Origin of the sequence: Propionivibrio soli (assembly GCF_025770765.1) — a bacterium.
GTDB lineage: Bacteria > Pseudomonadota > Gammaproteobacteria > Burkholderiales > Rhodocyclaceae > Propionivibrio > Propionivibrio soli.
On the sequence record NZ_JANZKY010000003.1, the window covers coordinates 105197 to 126620 of the forward strand.

The following is a 21424-nucleotide window of genomic DNA, read 5'->3' on the forward strand; positions in this document are numbered from 1 at the left end:
CGTTCGTCGGTGTGGGGAGCTGGGCGGAATCTCCACGCAATTCGAGGGAAGCATCAATGATGATCAAAAAACGTCTTTTCATGGCCTTGCTGGCGACACTGATCGCCGTTCCGTTGCCCGGTGTACAGGCCGGGCCGCTGCGGGACCGCATTCGAGAGCGTGTGCAGGAACGTCAAGTGCACCGTGAGGCGGGCAACGAAGGTACGGACTCACAGATGGGCAACGGAAACGGCGAAATGGCCGACATGGGTGGCAATGCCCTGAGTTGCGCGGAATGGTCACAGAAAGTGAACCGCTTACAGAAACGCGCCAAGGGCAGGAACCCCGGGCCGACTCCGGACGTGAAAGACGTGTCTTACGGGAGCGAGGCATTGCAGAAGCTCGACGTGTTTTTGCCGAAGAACGGCGGTGGCAACGGTCAGGCGCCGATCATCCTGATGGTCCATGGCGGCGGGTGGTGCGTGGGCGACAAGGGCGGCGCGCAGTTAACCGAAAACAAGGTCTCGCGGTGGGTATCCAAGGGCTTCGTGTTCGTGTCCGCCAACTATCCGATGGTCGCCGATGGCAGCAATGCGTTGGCGCAGGCGAATCACATCGCTCGGGCAGCGGCCTTCGTGCAATCGAAAGCGCGGGAATGGGGCGGCGACCCGGCGCGGCTGATTCTGATGGGCCACTCGGCGGGCGCGCACCTCGTATCGCTGGTCAATGCTGACGCGTCGATTCGGCAGACCAACGGCATGGCGCCGATCCTCGGCGCGGTGTCGCTCGATGCTGGCGCGATCGATGTCGTCCGGCAGATGCCAAACGTTTATCCGTCCCTCAGGGTGCGCTACCGCGAGGCGTTCGGCAACGCGGACGCGGAGTGGATCGCGGCCTCGCCGTTCCATAAGCTCGACCGCTCGGCCGCGCCCTGGCTCGGCGTCTGCTCGACCACGCGCAAAGACGACCCTTGTGGCCAGGCCCGTACCTATGCAGAGAAGAGCAACGGCCTGGGCATCAAGGCCGCCGTGTTGCCCGAGGCGAAGAACCATGGTGCGATCAACAAGGAATTGGGTTTGCCAGGCGACTACACCCGCGAGGTGGAGGCGTTCATGGCGGCGCTCGATCCGGTCGTTGGCCGTTTGCTGAAGTAGTCTGGACCGGACGTTTCGTCAGGCTGCAGCGATCAGAAAGTCACACCCGAGAAAAATCTGAGCACTCCATATCCCCGCAACCGAGACGCCACTCTGCTTACGCCGACGGCGCCGCTCCGGTAGAGTTCGAAAAGCAGAATCTCAAACCGGCTGGCGAACGCCTACGAAGCCGGAATTCAGAATCAAAAACGGCATGCCTGCCGCCGAAACGGTCGGTTTTGCCGCGGGGAATTCGCGTAATGCAGCTCGAGTATTTGTTGATGATCGTCGGCTCTGCCTTCATGCATGCCTCCTATAACGCACTCATGAAGACACGAGCCCGGGACTACTACCTCTTGTCTGGCTTTTTCGTAGTGGCCACCCTTGTCGCGTGGGGTAAGGTCTGGTGGGACGGAGGGCTGGGGACCGTGCCCTGGCAGGCACTTCCCATTGTTTTTCTGGCCGCGCTGTTTTATGTGATGTACCAGATGTTCTGTAACAAGGCCTACCGGATGGGCGACATTTCGTCGCTTTACCCTTTGACAGTCCTGGGTCCCGTGCTGATCCCCGTGTGGGCTGCCCTGTTCCTTTCCGAGCGGCTCGGTCTACAGGCCATTGCCGGGATTCTGCTCACTTTCCTGGGAGCGGGCTGCATCAAGCTCAACGCGCTCTCATGGAAGGAGGTGAGGAGAGTGTTCTCGCGGGCTGGCGAATACGCCGGCGCTCGTTGGGCGTTGGCGGCATCCTTTGTCTATTCGATCGGGGCGATCTTCGACAAGGCCTGCGTCGGGGCTTTTACCGGTTCGGCCTATCTGGGCTTCATCATTCTGTTCATGACGCTCAACATGCTGATCGCCCTGGGTTTTACCAAAGATCGGCCCTCTATCAACCTATCCTCATGGCCGATTGTTCTCGTGGGCGGCGTCGCACTTTATCTTTCCTTCATGCTGTTCAGAACCGCCCTCAAGGAAGTCTACGTCAGCATTGCGACACCGCTGCGGCAAGTGTCGATTCTGTTCGCGATGGCGTTCGGCGTGCTGATACTCAGGGAGCGGATTCGTGCGACGGCTGTCCTGGGGGCGTTACTGATTCTTGTCGGAGTGTCCTGCCTGGCACTTGCCAGGCACTGACTGCCGGGCGGTTGCTTAGCGGACTTCAGCGATTCATGCACATCCGAAGTGTTCGGGGAAATGCGTTTATGTTAGCATATGCCAAAAATAAAACGGAGAATGCGCATGGCTCTCACACTCACAGTTCGCGCTGCAAAACAAATCCAGAGCGACCTTGTTGACCGGGGCGGTGGCTTAGGTATCCGAGTCATTGTGCAGTCTTCGGAGTGCTCCGGTATGGCTTACCGGCTGGTCTTCGTCGACCACCAGGAAGCCGGCGATCAGGTCTTTGAAAGCAATGGCGCGAAGGTTTATGTCGACCCGAGATCCATGGTCTGGCTTGACGGCACTGAAATAGATTACCTCGAGATAGGAACGGCGAGTGGTTTTGCCTTTAACAACCCGAACGCGACGAAGCATTGCGGATGCGGCGATAGCTTCTATGTGTAAGGCGCAATGATCGGATGGCGCAACCAGGAGGACTATCCAAGAGTTCCGGCTTGGATCTTCATCCCCGCGAATCCTTTTCTGACCACATCTTTGCCCAACTCACTCTTGAGGCGCTCAACAACTTGTTCCCCCGTGCAATGGCAGGGAATCAGGAAGTCCGGTCGGCAACGATCGAGGAAACCGATGGTTTCCCTTAAACGTTCTTCGGAAGCCTGAAGAAGATGGAATCCGCCAATGATGCCGTGTACCCGCTCGACCCCGGACACGTCGCGAACGTACTGCACGGTGTTGATGACCCCAGCATGGCTGCAGCCACAAAGAATCACCAATCCGGCGTCGGTCTCGAACCATAGAGAAAGGTCGTCGTCGATCAGGTCGACTTGACGCTTGCCCGCATCCAGAAAGAACGGACCGCCCGTGTCTTCGAACGGAGTCGTTCTGGGAACAGGGCCCGTTGCGCCGACGTGTGGATACAGATAACACCAATCGGTGATTTCTTTACGACGAGAAGAGGCGAGGTTCTGGATAAGGCTCGAAACAGTATCGTCCATACCGATCGACCGAGGTGGCTGATCGGGGTGGCAACTAAAACGCCGTTGCGTTGCTCCTCGCCCAAAGCATACTGTCGCATGCTCATTGGATTCCAGAAACGTGGGGAGGCCTCCCGTATGGTCATAATGACCATGGCTGAGAACGAGTAAATCGGCGCAGGAAAGGTCGATGCCAAGTTGGGATGCGTTGTGAGCCAGAGCAGCGGTTTGGCTGGTATCAAACAGAAGACGATCGTCGCCAATTGCCGCCCACGCCGCGAAGCCGTGCTCGGCCATCAGCCCGGGGTTGGCTTCGTTGTCGACGACCAAAGAGATCTCCACGTAATCTTTCTTTTTCATGCGTAACGCTCTCATTCCCTGAAACTGTTCTGTTTGCTAGAAGGTCGCCGTGCGGACGAATTCAGCTTCCACCAATCCGCTATCGTGCCGGAAACCTGAAATCATCTTCAATAACAATGCCGGGCGCGCTTTAAGGTCGAACTCCATCCAGCGGTCGTTTAATGCCATAACGCAGCGAACGCTGTTTCCACGTTGATTCCAAACCGCCTCCCGGCAAGCCGCCAAGGTGCTTCCATGAGCAGTACGCTTGGTGGATAATCCGCAGCGTTCAAATTATCCGGAATTTCAATGAACTCAGGCCCAAGTCGCACGCCTTGACGATTCAAATGTACGCGTAGGCATAGCGCCTTCGCAATCGCTGGACGTCAAGGCTCAACTGTTTGTCGTCCAGCGAGCAGCCCCGGATTCGCCCGTTCCTGCTCCTGTTTCGTTACTTCACGGCACTTCTCGTGCCTTTGATAGTCGATGCCGTAACCGTCGGCGAGACTCGCGGGAGCGCAAATGAACTCGAAGAAAATCAATGGAATCGTCCGCCATCTCGGGCCGGGGTTGATCACCGGCGCCGCCGACGACGACCCGAGCGGAATTGCCACGTATTCGCAAGCGGGCTCGCAATTCCGCTTCGGTTTGGTTTGGACATTGCTGCTCACGACGCCCCTCATGATCGGAATCCAGATGCTTTCGGCGCGCATCGGATGGGCCACTGGCGAGGGCCTGGGCGCGAATATCGCCAAGGCCTGTCCGCGCTGGCTCACCGTGAGTCTGGTCGCATTGCTCGTCCTTGCCAACACCATCAACATCGCGGCCGATCTCGGCGCCATGGGCGAGGCGGTTCGCCTGCTCGTGGGCGGGCATGCCGCGCTGTATATCGTCGGCTTCGGTGTCTTGTCGATGGCGGGCCAGGTGTTCTTTTCGTACGAAGGCACGGTCCGTGGGCTCAAATGGCTCACATTAGCGCTCTTTTCGTATGTGGCCGTCATTCTTTCGGTTTCTATCCCATGGAAGCAGGTGGTCGTCGAATCAATCTCGCCGTGGAATTTTCTACCCGCGACGACATCGGTCAACGACTACGCCTCGATCGTGGTCGCCGTGCTCGGTACGACGATCAGCCCTTACCTCTTTTTCTGGCAGGCAGCACAGGAGGTCGAAGACGGCCTGCGCCGGCCTGATGCAAGGAACTTGCGACAAAACCCCGCCTATATGGCGGAGCATTTGTACCGAATCAAGCAGGACACGTACATCGGCATGATTTTCTCGAATGCGATTGCCTTGTGCGTCGTCCTCGCCACAGCCGTCACGCTTAACGAACACGGAGTCACCCAGATCCTTACAGCAGCCCAGGCGGCCGAAGCTCTCAAACCCATTGCCGGCGAATTCGCCTTCGCGGTGTTCTCGATCGGGATTGTCGGTACCGGATTGCTTGCCGTGCCTGTGTTGGCCGGCTCGGCGGCATTCGCGGTGAGCGACGTGTTCGGGTGGCGGGCGGGGCTGTCACGCGGTTTTCATGAGGCGCGGGGTTTTTACGGCATCATCATTGCGGCAACGGCCATGGGGACGGTCATGGGGCTGCTGGAGGTGGACCCGATCCAGGCGCTTGTTTGGAGCGCGATTGTGAACGGAGTCATTGCCGTGCCGATCATGTTCGTGATGATGCGGATCGGTCAGTCTGCAGAAATCATGGGCCATCTCACAATGACCCCGCGCCACCGGTTCTTCGGCTGGTCTGCCACGGCAGTGATGGCGCTCGCCGTGGCTTTCATGCTCGTTACGGAACTATGAGCAACTAGGATCGTTTCCGTCGTGCGTTTCTACCGGCTGGCGGGTACGCGAAGGGGGAAAACGACGGGTGAGCAAAAGCAATGCGAAGGGGGACACCACGCCAGGGAGGACGCCGCTGTCATCCTCCTCGCCATGGCGTTTGGGTCTTCCGTATTACTCCGTGTGTGTCCGTTCTCTCGTCACTTACTTCGAGGGGCAGCCCTCGACCGCTAACTGTGGCGGCCGAACAGCGGGGGCCGCCGTTTTCTTCCGGGCCGCTGCCCAGCCGAACAATGAAAGCAGGGCGAGGCCGCTGCCGATAAGGAGGATGCCGGCGATTTCCGGGACCGAGAATTCCTCGCCGAGGCTCAGGCGAGACGAGAAGATCGCGATGACCGGCGTGCCAAGTACCGAAAGGCTGGCTTCCCACGCGGGTACGCGGTCCAGGATGTAGATCCAAAGCAGCCAGCACAGCGCCATGCTGGCGACGGACATGAAGGTGAGGATCCCGACGTAGTGTGGCGTCCAATCGGTTGGCCTCTCCGGAACGAGGATCGCGAGCAGCGTCAACGGGACGGCACCGGCAACCATCTGCCATGTGGTCAAAGACAACAGATCGACCGCCCGTGTCGACCGTAGCCGCTTGACGAGGATTGAGCCGACCGCCCAGAAGATCGCGGCGGTGAGGCCGAGCACTTTGCTGAGCAGGCTGGTGTGCATGTTCCACGGCTCGATGATCAGGATCAGGCCGGCGAGTGTACTGGCCGCCGCGAGCCACTGCTTGCCGCGCACGCGCTCGCCAAGGATCAACCATGACATCAGCAGCGTCCAGATCGGCATGGTGAAGATGAGCACTGCGGTTTTTCCGGGGCCGCCTTCAACGAGAGCCCAGGTCTGGAAGACCATGAATCCCGCGACCTGAGTGAATCCGATGACGGTCGTCTCCCGCGGTGAGGGCATTTTCAGCGACCTACCGCTCAGCTTGAGTGCGATCAGGAGCGCTATGGCGGCACCGATGCTGCGTTCGGCGGCAAAGGCGAAGGGCGGCGCATAGCTCAGCCCTTGCTTAGCCAGCACCCAGGTGTATCCCCAGATGGAAGAGAGAACAAGCAGGGCCAGCAACGGGAGCCAGCGTTGTTTGGTTTCGGCAGTCATGGGCAGTACTTTCCTCGATCAGTGGTGCGGAAGCGCTCTGTTTGCTGCGGATTCGGACACATCCGAAAACCTTCCCCCGCGCGGCGCTTTGCGGCGCCGCGCCGAAGGGGGGAGGGAAGGCGATCAGGCCGCGGCAAGTGTTGGATAGTCGGTATATCCGTCCGCACCTCCTCCGTAGAGCCGGTCGGCACGGACTTCGTTCAATGGCGCGTTGTCATGCAGGCGTCTGACGAGGTCCGGGTTGGCGATGAACGGCCGGCCGAAAGCGACGAGGTCGGCCTTGCCGCTGCCGACAACCTCCTGACCTTCGGAGCGCGTGTAACCGTTGTTGACCATCCAGGCACCGGAGAAGGCGCGCCGCAATGCGGCGTAGTCGAACGGCTTGGCATCGGCCGGGTAACGTACGCCCCCCGTCTCGCCCTCGATGATGTGAACATAGGCCAAGCTGAGCTGAGCCAGATGCTCGACCACGTAGCCATAGAGCGCCTGCGGGTCGCTGTCGCGCGGCGCGCCATTGACCGTAGTCATCGGGCTGAGGCGGATCCCGGTGCGGCCACCGCCGATTTCGTCGGCGATCGCTGTGGCGACCTCCAGCAGCAGGCGCGCACGGTTGGCGATACTGCCACCGTACGGGCCTTCACGGTCGTTTACGCTGTCGCGCAGAAACTGCTCGAGCAAGTAATTGTTCGCCGCGTGGATTTCGACGCCGTCGAAGCCCGCTGCCATCGCGTTGCGAGCGGCGCGTCGGTAGTCTTCGACGAGACCCGGCAGTTCGTCGTCGCGTAGAGCGCGCGGCGCGGAGACGGGGACGAGGCCGTCACGATTGAACGTCTTGGCCTCGGCGGCCCGGTTAGTCGACGAGACCGGTTGGGCACCGCCCGGCAATAGCGATGTGTGCGAGATGCGGCCGACATGCCAGAGCTGGATCACGATGCGCCCGCCTGCTTCGTGGACAGCGTCGGTCACCTCCCGCCAGGCGGCGATCTGCTCAGCGGTATAGATGCCCGGCGTGTCGATGTAGCCGTGCGCCATCGGGTTGATCGGACTCGCTTCGCTGATGATCAGCCCGGCACTCGCGCGCTGCCTGTAATACTCGACGGTAAGGGGGCCAGGCTTCTGCCCGTCGATGGCGCGGTTCCGGGTTAGCGGTGCCATGGCAACGCGATTGGCGAGGGCGATGTTGCCGATGGTGATGGGATCGAAAAGAGTGGTCATGCACGTCTCCTTCTCAGGTTGTTCGTTTTCAAATGATTAGACCGGTCGTCTAGTTTTTCGGCAAATTCGGAACCCGAAACATTTGAGTTGCCGAAGAAACAGGGTTAGCGGGGTGTGGCGGGGGTGGCGAGCAACTGCTGCGTTACGGCCATGGCTTCTTCGAACGGTTTGCCGTTGCGATGAATCTTGGCCAGCAGTCCGGCGCCCAGCCACAGTTGGTACAGCATTTGCGCGGTCGCCCGGGCTTCCGGGACGGCCAGCGAGCCGTCCTCTTTGCCGGTTTCGATGCAGTCGGCGATGCGCGCGATGACTCTGTCGGTGCCTTCGCGCAAGGTCACGCGCATGGCGTCGGAGAGATCGGAGACCTCGCCGCTCAGCTTGACCACGAGGCAGCGACGCGTATCGCAGCCGTCGTCGTGGCATTGCTTCCATTTCTCCCAGAAACGCATTAATCGTTCCCGAGCCGTGGTTCCGTCGTCCGCCATGTTGTTGTCCATCCGCGCCAGGAATTCACGGAAATAGTCTTCCAGGAGCGCCTGACCGAACTGTTCCTTGGACTCGAAGTAGTGATAGAACGAGCCTTTGGGGACACCCGCCGTAGTCAGGATTTCATTGAGCCCGACGCTGGCGAACCCCTTCCCGGCGATGATCCGGTAACCGGTATCGAGAATGTGCTGGCGGGTATCGTCGTGGCGTGCGCTCATGATGGTGGGCACTGTAACGCAAAATAGACCGGTCGTCTAGTAAAAGTTGCCGGGATGGAAGTTCCTGAAGTGAACTCTCGGTACGATTCACCTTCCAACTGGTCTTCAGCGCGCCGAAGTGGATTCTTTTGGCTTGGGCTCGATCACTGTACAAGCACAGTCTGTGCGCTGCTTCGATGTGTCGGCCGAACACCAGGAATCGTAGAAGCCTAGCGTTTTGCCATCAACCTGTCCTTCCCGATGACCCTTTCGCCTCGAGCACGGCCTTCCGGCCCCAGCGGCCGTTTCTTGCTGACGTTCATGCTGTTGTCTGCTGCTCTTTTCGCCTACGGTTGGTATTCCGGATGGTTGCAGGTGGGCGTCTATCAATGGTTGCTGGCCGGCGAGAGCCGGACGCCGCCTTGGCAAGCTGGAGCGCCAAACGAAGAACGGAGCACGGGGCGGCGCCTCGCCCTCGAGGATTACCGCGTCGGCATCGATGCGCTGGCGTTGGCTGGAGTTGGTTCCGACCTTTCGGGGCTGACCTATCACCCAACGCGCCACACGTTGTTTTCTGTCGTCAACCGGCCGCCCCAAATCGTGGAACTGTCACTTGACGGGGTACCTTTGCGCACCATCCCGGTCGAAGGCGCGTTTGATCTCGAAGGAATTACTCATGTTCGAGGTAACGAGTTTTTCCTGGCCGACGAGCGCTCGCAACAGCTGATTCATGTCGTTGTCGGCGAAGGACGTTCGCCCATTGACGTGCGCGGACGTCCTCGCATCGGCCTCACATTCGACCGCCCCGGAAATCTGGGCTTGGAAGGATTGTCGTGGGATCACGTGCGCCACCGGCTTTTCGTGGTCAGGGAGAAAAGACCGCTACGCTTGTTCGAACTTTCCGGCGTTTCGACGTTACTCGATGGCGGTCCGCTCGATCTGCAGATCGGCGAATGGCTCCCACGCGGGTCGGCCGCCTTCCTGCTGCGCGATCTTTCTTCACTCTCGTATCACGAGGAATCCGGCAACATGCTGTTGTTGAGCGACGAGTCGCGTCTCGTCATCGAGCTTGATTCGGCGCGGCGGCCGTCCGGACTCCTCGTATTGCGCAAGGGATGGCACGGGTTGAAAAACGACGTGCCGCAGCCCGAAGGGCTGACGGTGGGGCCGGGCGGAGAGATATTCGTCGTGTCCGAACCGAATCTGTTCTATCGCTTTGATCCGCCGCGGCAATGAATTGTGCGGGATCGCTGCAGGCCGACCGCTAGGCGAGCATTACGCAATCGGCTCGGCGATCATTTGCCGCCGTTCGAACCGGACGAGTTCTTTGACGCCGGCCTTGCGCAGTCCTTCGAGTGCCGCGTCGAAATGCCGGCCGACGTTATGCGGGGCGTGGGCGTCCGAGCCGAGCGTGAGCGGCACGCCGCTCACGGCCAGCGCTTCGACGATGTCCCAGCCGGGCATGAAGGCGCGGGCGGGGTTGTCCATGCCCGAGGTGTTGATCTCCACCGCGATGTCGTTGGCCAGCAGGTCCGGAATCAGCGGTTCGACGTAGCGCAGCATGCCGCCGGCCGGCATGGCGCCCATCTTCTTCGGCAGGTCAAGGTGGCCGACGATGTCGCAGAAGCGCTCGCGGACCATCATGCCGACGCAATGGAAGTAGATCTCACACACATCCTCGATGTGCCAGAAGTTGTACATCTCCGGTTCCTGGAGTTTCTCGAAACCAATGTTGTGCACGGAGCCGATCAGGTAGTCCCAGTCGTAGCGCTTACGGACATCTTCCGCGACGTCGAGACGGCTCGGGATGTAGTCCATCTCCATGCCAAGACGGATGCGGAACGGTTGGTCTCCGTCGCTGTTGTGGCGCTCCTGCAAGCGGCGCACGTCATTCACGTAATCGTCGAGTTCTTCGGCCAGCATCGCGTAACGCTGACCGCGAGCGTGGAGCATCCAGTGGCTGTGGTCCGAGAATCCGTAGTCGGTTATTCCCCGCTCGCGAGCCTTCTCGACGTAGGCTTCCATCGCGCCGGAGGCGTGACAACAGCGGGTAGTGTGGTTATGCAGGTCCATCAAGACAGCCATGAGGATTTCTTTCAGCTATTTAAAGTTTTCGGACAAAGCGACTCTGCCGACCGCGGCGCGGCGATCGGGTTCGGTGGCACGCCAGGCACCGGAGGATTAATCGACGCGGACGACCGACACGCCGTGGTCGGCCAAGGATAGCCCGACTTCGGCGCCGATATCGAGGACGTGGGCAAGATCGGGAGAGACGACGAAGATGTTGCCGAGGGCCGTCTCGAAAGTGTACTCGAACAGGCTGCCGAGATACGAGCGCTTGAGCAGTTTGCCGCGCACGCCGCCCGCGCCCGAGCGGTCGATCTGCCACGCTTCCGGGCGTACGGCGACCTTCACCTTGCCCGGCGTCACGGCCTGCCTGGGAACGATCTGCAACGGGCCGAGGCTGACCAAGCCGTCGGCCTTCGCATCGCCCGGGAAGAGCATCGCCTCGCCCATGAAGCCGGCGACGAATTCGCTGCCCGGGCGTTCGTACATCTCCTGCGGTGTTCCGCTCTGCGCGATGAGGCCGTCGTTCATGACGATGATCGTGTCGCTCACGGCCAGCGCTTCGCTCTGATCGTGCGTAACGTAGGCGACGGTGAGCTTGAGACGCTGCTGGATGGCACGTATTTCCTCGCGCATGTCGCGGCGCAGGCGCGCATCGAGGTTGGAAAGCGGTTCGTCGAAGAGCAGGATTTCCGGTTCGAGAATTAGCGCGCGGGCGAGCGCGACGCGCTGCTGCTGGCCGCCGGAAAGCTCACTCGGCATGCGTTCGTCGTAGCCGACTAGACCGACGTTCTTCAACGTCTCGACAGCGCGGGTGCGCGCCGTCTCCTTTGGTACGCCGGACATGCGCAGGCCGTAGGCGACGTTCTCGACAACGTTCATGTGCGGGAAGAGCGCGTAGCTCTGGAACATCATGCTCACGTTGCGCTCGGCCGGCCCCAACGTCGTTACCTCGCGACCTTCGATGAAGATCTGCCCGGCCGTGGGCGATTCGAGGCCGGCAATCATACGTAGGACAGTGGTCTTGCCGCAGCCCGAGGGGCCGAGGATCGTCGTCAACGTGCCTTTCTCGATGCCGAAGCTGACCCCTTTGACGGCAAAGGGCGCTGACGGGTCCGTCCCGTAGCGCTTGGTGATGTCCTTGAATTCAACGCCGAAGCTCATGCCTGGTTTCCTCGTACCTTATGTCCGTTGCGTCTTTTCGCTTGCGCAGTTCCGCACGCATTACGCCGGAGCGACCACGGCCGCCGTTGTCGCGCCTTTGCGCCGACCGAGCTTGCGTTCGCCGACGGTGAACTGGATCAGCGCGATGATCAGCGACATCAACACGATGAGCACCGTGCAGTAGGCAAGCGCCACGCCGTAATCGCCGTTGCCGACGCGGCCGATGATGTACGTCGTGGCCAGTTCGTTTTCTGCCGTGACGAGGAAGATGACCGCGCTCACCGTCGTCATCGCGCGCGCGAAGCTGTATACCAGCGCGGCTACCAGCGCGGGCTTGAGTAGCGGCAGGATCACCGTGAACAGCGTCTGCGCCGTCGTCGCGCGCAACATCAGCGAGGCTTCGTCGAGCGCCTTGTCGAGTTGCTTGAACGCCGCGGTACCCGCCTGCACGCCGACCGGCAGGTTGCGGAACATGAAGCAGATGACGATGATCAATCCGGTGCCGGTGAGTTCGACCGGCGGCACGTTGAAGGCCAGGATGTAGCTCACGCCGAGCACCGTTCCCGGAATCGCGAAGGCGAGCAAGGCGACGAACTCGAATGAATTGCGGCCCCGGAAGTCGGTCCGCGCGAGCAGGTAGGCGATCATCAGGCCGATGCCGGCGGTCAGCGGCGCCGAGATGCCGGCGAGCTTTAGCGTGGTGAACATCGAGTTCCACGCGGCGCCGGCCCACACGAGCCCGAAATCGCCCCATTCCAAGCCAAACGCCGTCTTGAAGTGAGCAAACGTGATCGTGTAGTCGCGCCCCCAGGTCTGGACGAAACCACCGATGAAGGCGAAGACGTAGACGATCAGGGTGAACCCCAGCCACGGGTAGACAACCGAGTACAACGTCCGCCGCAACCCGGCAGGCAAGGGCATGGGTATTCCCGAGTCGCCCTTGCCGCTCACCGTGGTGTAATTCTGGCGGCCGAGCAAGCCGCGCTGCAGCGCGAAAATGCCGAGCGCAAACAGCGTCAGGATCCAGGCGAGTGCGGCCGCCCGTCCCTGGTCGAACTGCGCGCCGACGATGGCGAAGAAGATGTCCGTCGACAACACCGAATACTGGCCGCCGACGACGATGGGATTGCCGAAGTCGGCAATGCTCTCGATGAAGCCGACGAGGAAAGCGTTGGCCAGTCCGGGTTTCAGCAGAGGCAAAGTGACGGTAAAGAAGGTCTGCCGGCGGTCCGCGTGCAGGATTTGCGCGGCTTCCTCCAGGCTTGGGGCCAAACCTTGCACGACACCGCGCATGATCATGAAGGCTATCGGCGTAAACGCGAAAAGCTGCGCGAGCCAGGTGCCGAGCAGGCCGTAGAACCAGCGTGTCGGCTCAAGACCGAACGCGTACTCGAGAAACTGATTGACGATGCCGGCGCGGCCAAAGAGCAGGATCAAGCCCATGCCGACGACGAAGGGCGGCGTGATGATCGGCAACAGCGCAACGACGCGCAACGGTGCCTGCAACTTGGGCCCGGCGCAACGCTCGGCGAGCAGCGCCATCATGGTGCCGAGCACTGTCGTCCCGAAGGCTGTGGCCAGCGCCAGAAACAGCGTGTTCCAGGCGACGCCGCACTGGTAGCCGCCGCGCAGACAGCCGAGCGTCCAGATACGTTCGTCGGCGATGCGCCCCACGAGCGCGGCGAGCGACCAGGCGCCGTTGTCGTCGAAGAACGCGCCCGAGAGCGCCTTGGTTACCGGGAAGGCGATGAATAGCGCGAGCAGCGCCGAGCAGCACATGACGGCCGAAGCGACAAAGAGGTCGCCCTTGAAATAGCCGCGCCGGGCAAGTCCAAAAGAAAATAGCACGATCAGACTGAGCAGGACGACGAACGCGCCCATGCCCATGCCGAACTGGTTGACGGTGAGTTCGCCGAAAAGCTCATTGAGGCCGCGCACCGACCAGCCGACGGCGCCGATCGTGAAACCCGTGATGCCGAGTCCGGCCAGCCCCACGAAGCCGCCGGCGAGCAGCCAAGTGCTCTGAGCCTTGCCCGCGGTACGCAGGAGGCCGCAGGCGGCGATTACGAGACCGACTAGACCGGAGAGCAGCCAGGGCCGATCGTTGACGAATGCCTGCACGAGGCCGTTCGCCGTTTCCGAGCCCTGGAAGATCTCCGGGAGGACGTAATACCAGGCTGTGTCCTGAATGGCATACCACGGGAAGGCGACGAAACCCGCCAACCCGATGGCCAGCCAGACGACAACGGCCTTGTTCGGATGCTTCGTCAAAGCGCGGACCTCTTAACGCGGAAGCGAGTTGACCTCTTTCTCCCACTTCGCGATCAGCCGCTTGCGCTCGGCGCTGGCACCATACTTCGCATAGTCGTAATTGATGAACTTGATCGACTTGAAGTCCGGCACGTTCGGATCGACCTTGGCGTTCTTGTTCGACGGCAACTGGAACTGCTTAGCCGCTGCGGCCATTTCCTGCGCAGCCGGCGTTAATGCCCACTCGTAGAACTTCTTCGCCGCGGCGAGGTTACGTGCGCCCTTGATGATACTCATCGAGCCGATTTCGGCGCCGGTGCCTTCGCTTGGCGTCGATGTGGCAACCGGGAACCCAGCCAGTTTTTCGCCCGGTGCGTCGTGGACGAAGCTGATCGACACGGCCGTTTCACCACGCGCCACAGCCTTGATCGGACCGGTGCCGGAACGGGTGTATTGGCCGACGTTACGGTGCAGCGCCTTGAGGTAATCGAACGCCTTTTCTTCGCCCATCAGTTGGACAAGCGTGGCGACCATCGTGTACGCCGTACCGCTCGATGCCGGGTTGGCCACCTGGATGTCGCCTTTGTATTCGGGCTTGAGCAGATCGGCCCAGGATTTGGGTACCGGCAGCTTTTTCTTCGCCAGCAACTCGGTGTTGTAGCCGAAGCCGAGCGGGCCGGAGTAGATGCCGACCGTCTTGTAGCCGGCCTGCTGCGCTTGTTGCTGGGCCCACGGATGCAGTTGCGCCAGGCTGGGCGACTTGTATTCGATCGTCAGCCCCTGTTCAGCCGCCTGCAGGTGCGGATCGCCCGTGCCGCCGAACCAGACGTCGGTCTTCGGGTTTTCCTTTTCGGCGATGATCTGCGCCAACGCCTCACCGGAACCCTTCATCGAGATGTTCACCTTCGTGCCCGTCGTGCGCCCGTAAACGCTGCCGATCATGTTGCACCACTCGGCCTGGACCGAGCAGATGATATTGACCTGGTCGGCGGCCTGCGCGCCAAAGCCGATTCCCGCGGCAATGCTGGCCGCCACGATGTGCAAAGTACGAACTGATTTTTTCATGTCTTACCCCCGTTGGTCATGGTTGTCCCTCAATCCGGTCGCTGCCGGCTTTCTTCTTTGCTCGCCAAAGTCTTCGCCTCGGCGGAAAACCTGCTGATAAGCCTACATGGTTCCACTATCCCGTGGGCGGCTTCCGTTGGCAAATCACAAATCCTGATTGGGGGGATAAGAAAGCCTTGGGGAGGCCCGGGGCAGGGGTGAAACGGTGAGCTTGCCAGCGGAATTGCCCCGCTTTGGCCTTGAAAACTGCGGCTAACCCCCCATTTGGGCGTCATTCGATAGTAATTCTATGGAGATCGCCATGCGACTCGATAAGTTGACCACCAAGTTTCAACAGGCGCTGGGCGATGCGCAGAGCCTGGCCATCGGCCACGACAATCAGATGATCGAGCCGCAACACCTGCTGTTGGCCTTGTTGCAACAGGAAGACGGCGGCACATCGTCGCTGCTTGCCCAGTCGGGAACGAATGTGCAGGCGCTGAAGACGGCACTCGATCAGGCCGTGGATCGCCTGCCGAAGGTCGAAGGGCACGGCGGCGAAGTGCAGATCGGCCGCGATCTCACCAACCTGCTCAACCTCACCGAGCGCGAGGCGCAAAAGCGTGGCGACCAGTTCATCGCCAGCGAAATGTTCCTGCTCGCCGTTTGCGACGACAAGGGCGAGACGGGCCGACTCGCGAAGCAACACGGACTGAACCGCAAGGCGCTCGAGGCGGCCGTTAACACCGTGCGGGGCGGGCAGGGCGTCGACTCGCAGGAAGCCGAAGGCCAGCGCGAGGCGCTCAAGAAGTATTGCATCGACCTCACCGAGCGCGCGCGGTCTGGCAAACTTGATCCGGTGATCGGCCGCGACGATGAGATTCGCCGCGCGATCCAGATCCTGCAGCGGCGTACCAAGAACAACCCGGTCCTGATCGGCGAGCCGGGCGTTGGCAAGACGGCCATCGTCGAAGGTCTGGCGCAGCGCATCGTCAACGACGAGGTGCCGGAGACGCTCAAGGGCAAGAAGGTGCTGAGCCTCGACATGGCGGCGATGCTTGCCGGCGCGAAGTACCGCGGCGAGTTCGAGGAGCGCCTGAAGGCGGTGCTCAAGGAAATCGCGCAGGACGAGGGCCGCATTATCGTCTTCATCGACGAACTGCATACCATGGTGGGCGCTGGCAAGGCCGAAGGCGCCATCGACGCCGGCAACATGCTCAAGCCCGCTTTGGCGCGCGGCGAACTGCACTGCGTCGGCGCGACGACGCTCGACGAATACCGCAAGTACGTCGAGAAGGACGCCGCGCTGGAGCGGCGCTTCCAGAAAGTGCTCGTCGATGAACCGACCGTCGAGAGCACCATCGCTATCCTGCGCGGCCTGCGCGAGAAGTACGAACTCCACCACGGTGTCGCGATCACCGACCCGGCGATCGTCGCCGCGGCGGAGCTGTCGCACCGCTACATCACCGACCGCTTCCTGCCCGACAAGGCGATCGACCTCATCGACGAGGCGGCGGCGCGCATCAAGATGGAAATCGACTCCAAGCCCGAAGTCATGGACCGGCTTGACCGCCGCATGATCCAGCTCAAGATCGAGCGAGAAGCGGTCAAGAAGGAGCGCGACGAGGCATCGAAGAAGCGCCTGCAGTTGATCGAGGACGAACTCGCCAAGCTCGAGCGCGAGTACAACGACCTTGAAGAGGTATGGAAGGCCGAGAAGGCGCAGGTCCACGGCAGCGCCTCGATCAAGGAGGAGATCGACAAGCTCAAGGCGCAGATGGCCGAGCTGCAGCGCAAGGGCCAGTACGACAAGCTCGCCGAGCTGCAGTACGGCAAGCTGCCGCAACTCGAGGCGCAACTCAAGGCGGCCGAGAAATCCGGCGACGGCGAAGTGAAGAACAAGCTCTTGCGTACGCAGGTGGGCGTCGAGGAAATCGCCGAGGTGGTGTCACGCGCGACGGGTATCCCGGTGTCGAAGATGATGCAGGGAGAGCGCGAGAAGCTGTTGGCGATGGAAGAGCGGATTCACCAACGCGTCGTTGGTCAGGACGAGGCGGTACGTCTCGTCTCGGATGCCATCCGGCGTTCGCGTGCCGGCCTGGCCGACCCGAACCGGCCGTACGGCTCCTTCCTTTTCCTCGGCCCGACGGGCGTCGGCAAAACCGAGTTGTGCAAGGCACTGGCGAACTTCCTGTTCGACTCCGAGGAACACCTGATCCGCATCGACATGAGCGAGTTCATGGAGAAGCACTCGGTCGCGCGCCTGATCGGCGCACCGCCCGGATACGTTGGCTACGAGGAGGGCGGCTATCTCACCGAGGCCGTGCGCCGCAAGCCTTACAGCGTGATTCTGCTCGACGAGGTCGAGAAGGCGCACCCCGACGTATTCAACGTGCTATTGCAAGTGCTCGACGATGGGCGCATGACCGATGGGCAAGGCCGTACCGTGGACTTCAAGAACACGGTGGTCGTGATGACCTCGAACCTCGGCTCGCAGATGATCCAGCAGATGGCGGGCGACGACTACCAATTGATCAAGCTCGCGGTCATGGGCGAAGTGAAGAGCTACTTCCGGCCGGAGTTCATCAACCGGATCGACGAGGTGGTTGTCTTCCATGCGCTCGACGAGAAGAACATCAAGTCGATTGCCAAGATTCAGCTCGGATATCTCGAACGCCGGCTGGGGCAACTCGAAATGGTGCTCGATGTCGACGACAGCGCGTTGTCCGAAGTGGCGAATGCCGGTTTCGACCCCGTGTTCGGTGCGCGGCCGCTCAAGCGGGCTATCCAGTCGCAGATCGAGAATCCGCTGGCCAAGGCCATTCTCGAGGGTAAGTTCGCTGCTGGCGACACGATCCGCGTCGCCAGTCAGGGCGGCGTGATGCGCTTCGACAAAGGGTGACAAGGGTGCTATGCGTTTTTGACGCATAGCACCGGATAAGAGGTCCCCGAGCCGGGCTTTTTCATGCCCCTGGTCGGCGCGAAGGTTGTACCAGTTCATCTTCGGCAGAAGCCATCGAGAACGGTACAACCTTCGTCTTTTGTGCTTGAAGAAGAGAGATGAAGCACCCGTCCGTTGATGGACTCCTCTGGCTGCCGAACACTGTCCGTCACATTTCGATCGACTTCTAAAGCACTCGTGTGCACTCCTCGTCGCGTCTTGCCGTTAGGTTGGGCTGATCCCATTCCTGGTTCGTGACATCGTTGAATCTATCCGTTTTTCCCGGGTGAAAATTTTATTAACTATTTAATTATAAAATATAAATAAAACATTTTCTGTACAAATCAAAAGAGCAACTGGTTTCTATTAAGTAAAATTACGGGAAAAATATTTCTATTTAAGCCTGTTATTCCTTATGGTCTTGCTTATAATTGTGTGCACACGAGTGCAATTCCAGCCCTTCCATGGTCTTGCTGGCATGGAATAGGGCGAGGCAACACGCAGATCAACTAAAGGGAGCGAATTCCAATGGACGTGTTTGGGCGTTTGCGGCAGTACGGGTACTTGGCACTTCGGGCTGTGTTGCTGGTTACCATGGCTTGCCCGTTGATCGTCGCAGCGGAAGGTTCCGTTTTTGTTAATGGCCCATACCTCCTGGCACCCAAAACGGACAGCATGATCATCGCCTGGGAAGGTTCGCAGAGCGTTCCTGCAACGGTTTGGTACGGTCCGGACAAGGACAGGTTGGACGCGAAGCTTACCGTTTCCCCTGACCCGAATGCTCCGCTGTTTCAGGGCTCGCGGATGAATTTGTATTACGCAAAACTGGATAGGCTGACTGCTGCGGAAAAGGGCACGCGCTACTTCTACCGGGTTGAGCTGGAAGGTGGCCAGTCGATCAGCGCGAGTTTCTCAACCCTTGGGACAAATCCCGGTGCCACGAAAATCGTGTCGCTCTCGGATTCGCATGTCTTCTCGACTCGTGCCAAGTTCGATGCCGACGTAAAAGCGATCAATCCGGCACTGATCATCCATACCGGAGATCTGGTGGAAGGTACCGGCGCGCAGACGGATCAGTTCACGTTCTGGTTCAAAGGCAAGCTGGCCAACGACTTCATCCACAACTTTCCCGTCGTGTATTCCGCCGGCAACCACGATCAGGGCGGTGATTACTTCAACGCGTATGTTTATGGCATTCAGGATGCGGAGTACGGTGGGACGGTTAAAGGAAACAGTTCGTTCGATTACGCCGGAGCCCATATCAGCCTGATGAACAGCAACCCTTGGGGGCTGTTCCAGATGAACTCGGAGGCCACCGGAAAAACGGCGGATGCGGAAACGATTCGCGCCATCCAAGATTCTCTTGCTTGGTTGAAGAGCGATCTGGCGAGCGAAAAGGCCAAGAGTGCGGCGTTTCGCATCCTCACGATGCATCATCCGGTGTCCGAGGCCTACACCAAACGCTACATTCCTCCAATCGCCGAACCGGGCAAGGTTGATCTGCTATTGGGAGGGCATTGGCATGCTTACTCAAGGCAAGTCTCGGAGAACCCGGAAGTAGGGGCTGGGACCGTTTACCTTACGCATCAGGATGCACGAGTCCATAGCAAGAAAGGCGATTATTTCGTGATCGACCTCGATGCCGCGAACGGCCTGATGACCGTCAAGAATTTAGGCAGCGAGAGTACAGAGGCCAAAACGGAGTTGGCCAATACGACGATCATTGCAAAGGACAAGCAACAGCTTTCCTGGTCGAACATTTCGATAACCCCGCGAGACATTCTTAGCAACGGTGAAGTGACCGTATCGGCTGTGGTCAAGAATGAGGGCAAAGGAATTGCAGCGGCGGTGCTCCCGGTCGAGGATAACGGCCAGCAGAGGTACATCTACAAATTTGACGGCGCCGTTACGTTTCTTGAACCCGGCAAGTCGGCGACTCTCAAGGGAAGCCTGCCGCTTGCCGCATTGGGTGTTCATAAGCTCAGCTTGGCGGGCACGTCCGCCGAGATAAATGTCGCATTCAGAAAGGCGACATTCGAGTATTCGCGCTTGCGTACTCGCCTCGGCGACGGTCCCGTGAGCGATGTTCTGGGAAACGCCCTGTTTGTAAAAGCTGACGTCAGGAACATCGGCAACGAGGCGGGTACCGCCACTGCCGAACTCATTGTTGCCGGAAAAGCGGTCGGGTCGAAGAGATACTCGCTACAAGCCGGCCAAAGCAAGACCATTGAGTTCTCTCATGTCTTTGATCGTGCGGGGAATTATGACGTGAGAATCGGCAATTCGGAGAGTCAAACCGTCTTCATCGACGGTTCGATCCAGGGAATGCCGATAGTCAGGGATAAATCCGGGAACGCCAACGACGCCTATATTCACGGTGCGCCTGAACTCGGTGTCGACGGAAACGGCAAGACGACGCTGATCCTCGATGGCAAGCGTGACTATCTCGAAATCCCGGATACGGGCCGGTACAAGGTCACCGATGCCGCCACTGGAATGGTATGGGCCAATCTGCCGAGCAAAGGCACGACAAAAGGTGGGCTTACAGAGTTGGTTGAGCCGTACACGGACGGCAAAGGGGCCGTTCACGATCACAATCCGCTGATGCTAAAGGGTATAGGGCTTGGCTGGGGAACTCCGTACTTGTTTCGCATGGCGGTCAGAGAAACAGGAAAAGTGACCTACGGCGTGTGTCTAGACGACGACAACGGGGAGTTCTCATGGAACGACGGCAGCGACCCGCAGTTCGGTATCAAGAAGGACACCTGGGTTCAGTACACAAGCGCCTTCGACTTTGAATCCGGAGGAGATTCGTACCAGAACGGTGTCCGCAGCGCGGGTGTTGCCAAACCGGTATTTGGCAATGCTCCCGTCAAGAACTGGGAAGGCTCGCCGATGCGGATCGGACACGGGTTCAAGAACACTCTGCTGACCAACCGCAACCGCGGGATGTACTACACCATGCTCCCGGGGGCGATATCACAAGTCCGGTTCTATACAACAAAAATCTCGGCGGCAGAGAACGATGCCATTCGGAGCAACCCTTCCATGGCCAATGATTCGGCCAAACACTTGAAGATATGGCTCGACTTCGAACCGTCGAGTTTGGTAACTACGGGTTCTCACACGACGGAATGGATCGCGATTTCGGCCGCGCCTCGGACACTGGACTACAAGGCTATGTTCGGCGGGAATGCCAAGGTTACCGCGGTCGTGCAGGTCTCGGATAATCAGCAGACGGTCAAGCGGCAGAAGAAATTCTCCTTGCTGTCCGGGGAAAAAACCCTCGATCTGAAAGGCCTCGGAAAAGGCCGATATGCACGCATCGTCACCGAGCTTGTGTCAGATCTCAACAAGACCGAGAGCAATGTTCCTGTGGTTCATGAATACGTGCTCAAGTCGGGTACGCAGGAGAAGCGCTGGAATACGTTAGCCGACTGGAAGAAGGGCACATTCAATCTGGCGGCGGGATATCAATCCGGCGACGACTACAGGAATCACGGGGCGGACTTCGCTGATTTTTCCGGCAAGGCCGATTCTCCGGACGCGGCGCCATGAGCGGAATGTCCTTTCCCTTCGCGGCTAA

Annotated in this window: 15 protein-coding genes; 7 read left to right on the forward strand and 8 right to left on the reverse strand. The window is 59.9% G+C overall.

Annotated features, from left to right (window positions below):
- The first annotated feature begins 56 nt into the window (after positions 1 to 56).
- From NZ453_RS04205 to NZ453_RS04215, 3 genes are all read left to right on the forward strand, one after another.
- Entirely contained in the window at positions 57 to 1133 is a 1077-nt protein-coding gene (locus NZ453_RS04205) for an alpha/beta hydrolase (RefSeq protein ID WP_263769131.1), read from the forward strand.
- A 239-nt stretch (positions 1134 to 1372) separates the two neighbouring features.
- Positions 1373 to 2242: a DMT family transporter gene (locus NZ453_RS04210; protein WP_263769132.1), complete on the forward strand. Its 870-nt coding sequence runs from the start codon at positions 1373 to 1375 to the stop codon at positions 2240 to 2242.
- Positions 2243 to 2347: 105 nt separating this feature from the next.
- Positions 2348 to 2671, forward strand: a complete 324-nt coding sequence (locus NZ453_RS04215) for a HesB/IscA family protein (RefSeq protein WP_263769133.1) — start codon at positions 2348 to 2350, stop codon at positions 2669 to 2671.
- A gap of 32 nt (positions 2672 to 2703) precedes the next feature.
- On the opposite strand, the gene NZ453_RS04220 is transcribed toward NZ453_RS04215, so the two are convergent.
- Positions 2704 to 3561, reverse strand: a complete 858-nt coding sequence (locus NZ453_RS04220; RefSeq protein ID WP_263769134.1) for an MBL fold metallo-hydrolase — start codon at positions 3559 to 3561, stop codon at positions 2704 to 2706.
- A gap of 501 nt (positions 3562 to 4062) precedes the next feature.
- On the opposite strand from NZ453_RS04220, the gene NZ453_RS04225 reads away from it, so the two are divergent.
- Entirely contained in the window at positions 4063 to 5340 is a 1278-nt protein-coding gene (locus NZ453_RS04225; protein WP_263769135.1) for an NRAMP family divalent metal transporter, read from the forward strand.
- A gap of 183 nt (positions 5341 to 5523) precedes the next feature.
- Here NZ453_RS04225 and NZ453_RS04230 read toward each other — a convergent pair whose 3' ends face one another.
- The 3 genes from NZ453_RS04230 to NZ453_RS04240 form a co-directional block, all read right to left on the reverse strand.
- The gene (locus tag NZ453_RS04230) at positions 5524 to 6474 is read right to left on the reverse strand and encodes a DMT family transporter (protein ID WP_263769136.1); all 951 of its coding nucleotides are present in this window, start codon (positions 6472 to 6474) and stop codon (positions 5524 to 5526) included.
- Positions 6475 to 6597: 123 nt separating this feature from the next.
- Positions 6598 to 7689 carry an alkene reductase gene (locus NZ453_RS04235; protein WP_263769138.1) on the reverse strand — a complete coding sequence of 364 codons (1092 nt, stop codon included), beginning with the start codon at positions 7687 to 7689 and terminating at the stop codon, positions 6598 to 6600.
- 104 nt (positions 7690 to 7793) lie between these two features.
- Positions 7794 to 8393, reverse strand: a complete 600-nt coding sequence (locus NZ453_RS04240) for a TetR/AcrR family transcriptional regulator (RefSeq protein ID WP_263769140.1) — start codon at positions 8391 to 8393, stop codon at positions 7794 to 7796.
- Between the two features lie 300 nt (positions 8394 to 8693).
- Here NZ453_RS04240 and NZ453_RS04245 point away from each other — a divergent pair, with 300 nt between their 5' ends.
- Complete coding sequence (locus NZ453_RS04245; protein ID WP_263769141.1) at positions 8694 to 9608, forward strand: SdiA-regulated domain-containing protein; 915 nt, start codon at positions 8694 to 8696, stop codon at positions 9606 to 9608.
- Between the two features lie 39 nt (positions 9609 to 9647).
- On the opposite strand, the gene NZ453_RS04250 is transcribed toward NZ453_RS04245, so the two are convergent.
- The 4 genes from NZ453_RS04250 to NZ453_RS04265 form a co-directional block, all read right to left on the reverse strand.
- Complete coding sequence (locus NZ453_RS04250; protein ID WP_263769142.1) at positions 9648 to 10457, reverse strand: histidinol-phosphatase; 810 nt, start codon at positions 10455 to 10457, stop codon at positions 9648 to 9650.
- 96 nt (positions 10458 to 10553) lie between these two features.
- A complete protein-coding gene (locus tag NZ453_RS04255; RefSeq protein ID WP_263769143.1) occupies positions 10554 to 11603 on the reverse strand; it encodes an ABC transporter ATP-binding protein in 1050 nt (349 codons plus the stop codon).
- Between the two features lie 60 nt (positions 11604 to 11663).
- On the reverse strand, positions 11664 to 13874 hold the full coding sequence (locus tag NZ453_RS04260; RefSeq protein ID WP_263769145.1) for an ABC transporter permease: 2211 nt from the start codon (positions 13872 to 13874) through the stop codon (positions 11664 to 11666).
- A gap of 12 nt (positions 13875 to 13886) precedes the next feature.
- A complete protein-coding gene (locus tag NZ453_RS04265) occupies positions 13887 to 14918 on the reverse strand; it encodes an ABC transporter substrate-binding protein (protein WP_263769146.1) in 1032 nt (343 codons plus the stop codon).
- 301 nt (positions 14919 to 15219) lie between these two features.
- On the opposite strand from NZ453_RS04265, the gene clpB reads away from it, so the two are divergent.
- Complete coding sequence (clpB, locus tag NZ453_RS04270; protein ID WP_263769147.1) at positions 15220 to 17799, forward strand: ATP-dependent chaperone ClpB; 2580 nt, start codon at positions 15220 to 15222, stop codon at positions 17797 to 17799.
- A 645-nt stretch (positions 17800 to 18444) separates the two neighbouring features.
- Complete coding sequence (locus NZ453_RS04275; RefSeq protein WP_263769148.1) at positions 18445 to 21396, forward strand: purple acid phosphatase family protein; 2952 nt, start codon at positions 18445 to 18447, stop codon at positions 21394 to 21396.
- The last annotated feature ends 28 nt before the right edge of the window (positions 21397 to 21424 follow it).

Coding starts and splice junctions, on each gene's coding strand:
- NZ453_RS04205 (WP_263769131.1), top strand. CDS start 57: ATGATGATCAAAAAACGTCTTTTCATGGCCTTGCTGGCGACACTGATC.
- NZ453_RS04210 (WP_263769132.1), top strand. CDS start 1,373: ATGCAGCTCGAGTATTTGTTGATGATCGTCGGCTCTGCCTTCATGCAT.
- NZ453_RS04215 (WP_263769133.1), top strand. CDS start 2,348: ATGGCTCTCACACTCACAGTTCGCGCTGCAAAACAAATCCAGAGCGAC.
- NZ453_RS04220 (WP_263769134.1), bottom strand. CDS start 3,561: ATGAAAAAGAAAGATTACGTGGAGATCTCTTTGGTCGTCGACAACGAA.
- NZ453_RS04225 (WP_263769135.1), top strand. CDS start 4,063: ATGAACTCGAAGAAAATCAATGGAATCGTCCGCCATCTCGGGCCGGGG.
- NZ453_RS04230 (WP_263769136.1), bottom strand. CDS start 6,474: ATGACTGCCGAAACCAAACAACGCTGGCTCCCGTTGCTGGCCCTGCTT.
- NZ453_RS04235 (WP_263769138.1), bottom strand. CDS start 7,689: ATGACCACTCTTTTCGATCCCATCACCATCGGCAACATCGCCCTCGCC.
- NZ453_RS04240 (WP_263769140.1), bottom strand. CDS start 8,393: ATGAGCGCACGCCACGACGATACCCGCCAGCACATTCTCGATACCGGT.
- NZ453_RS04245 (WP_263769141.1), top strand. CDS start 8,694: ATGCTGTTGTCTGCTGCTCTTTTCGCCTACGGTTGGTATTCCGGATGG.
- NZ453_RS04250 (WP_263769142.1), bottom strand. CDS start 10,457: ATGGCTGTCTTGATGGACCTGCATAACCACACTACCCGCTGTTGTCAC.
- NZ453_RS04255 (WP_263769143.1), bottom strand. CDS start 11,603: ATGAGCTTCGGCGTTGAATTCAAGGACATCACCAAGCGCTACGGGACG.
- NZ453_RS04265 (WP_263769146.1), bottom strand. CDS start 14,918: ATGAAAAAATCAGTTCGTACTTTGCACATCGTGGCGGCCAGCATTGCC.
- clpB (WP_263769147.1), top strand. CDS start 15,220: ATGCGACTCGATAAGTTGACCACCAAGTTTCAACAGGCGCTGGGCGAT.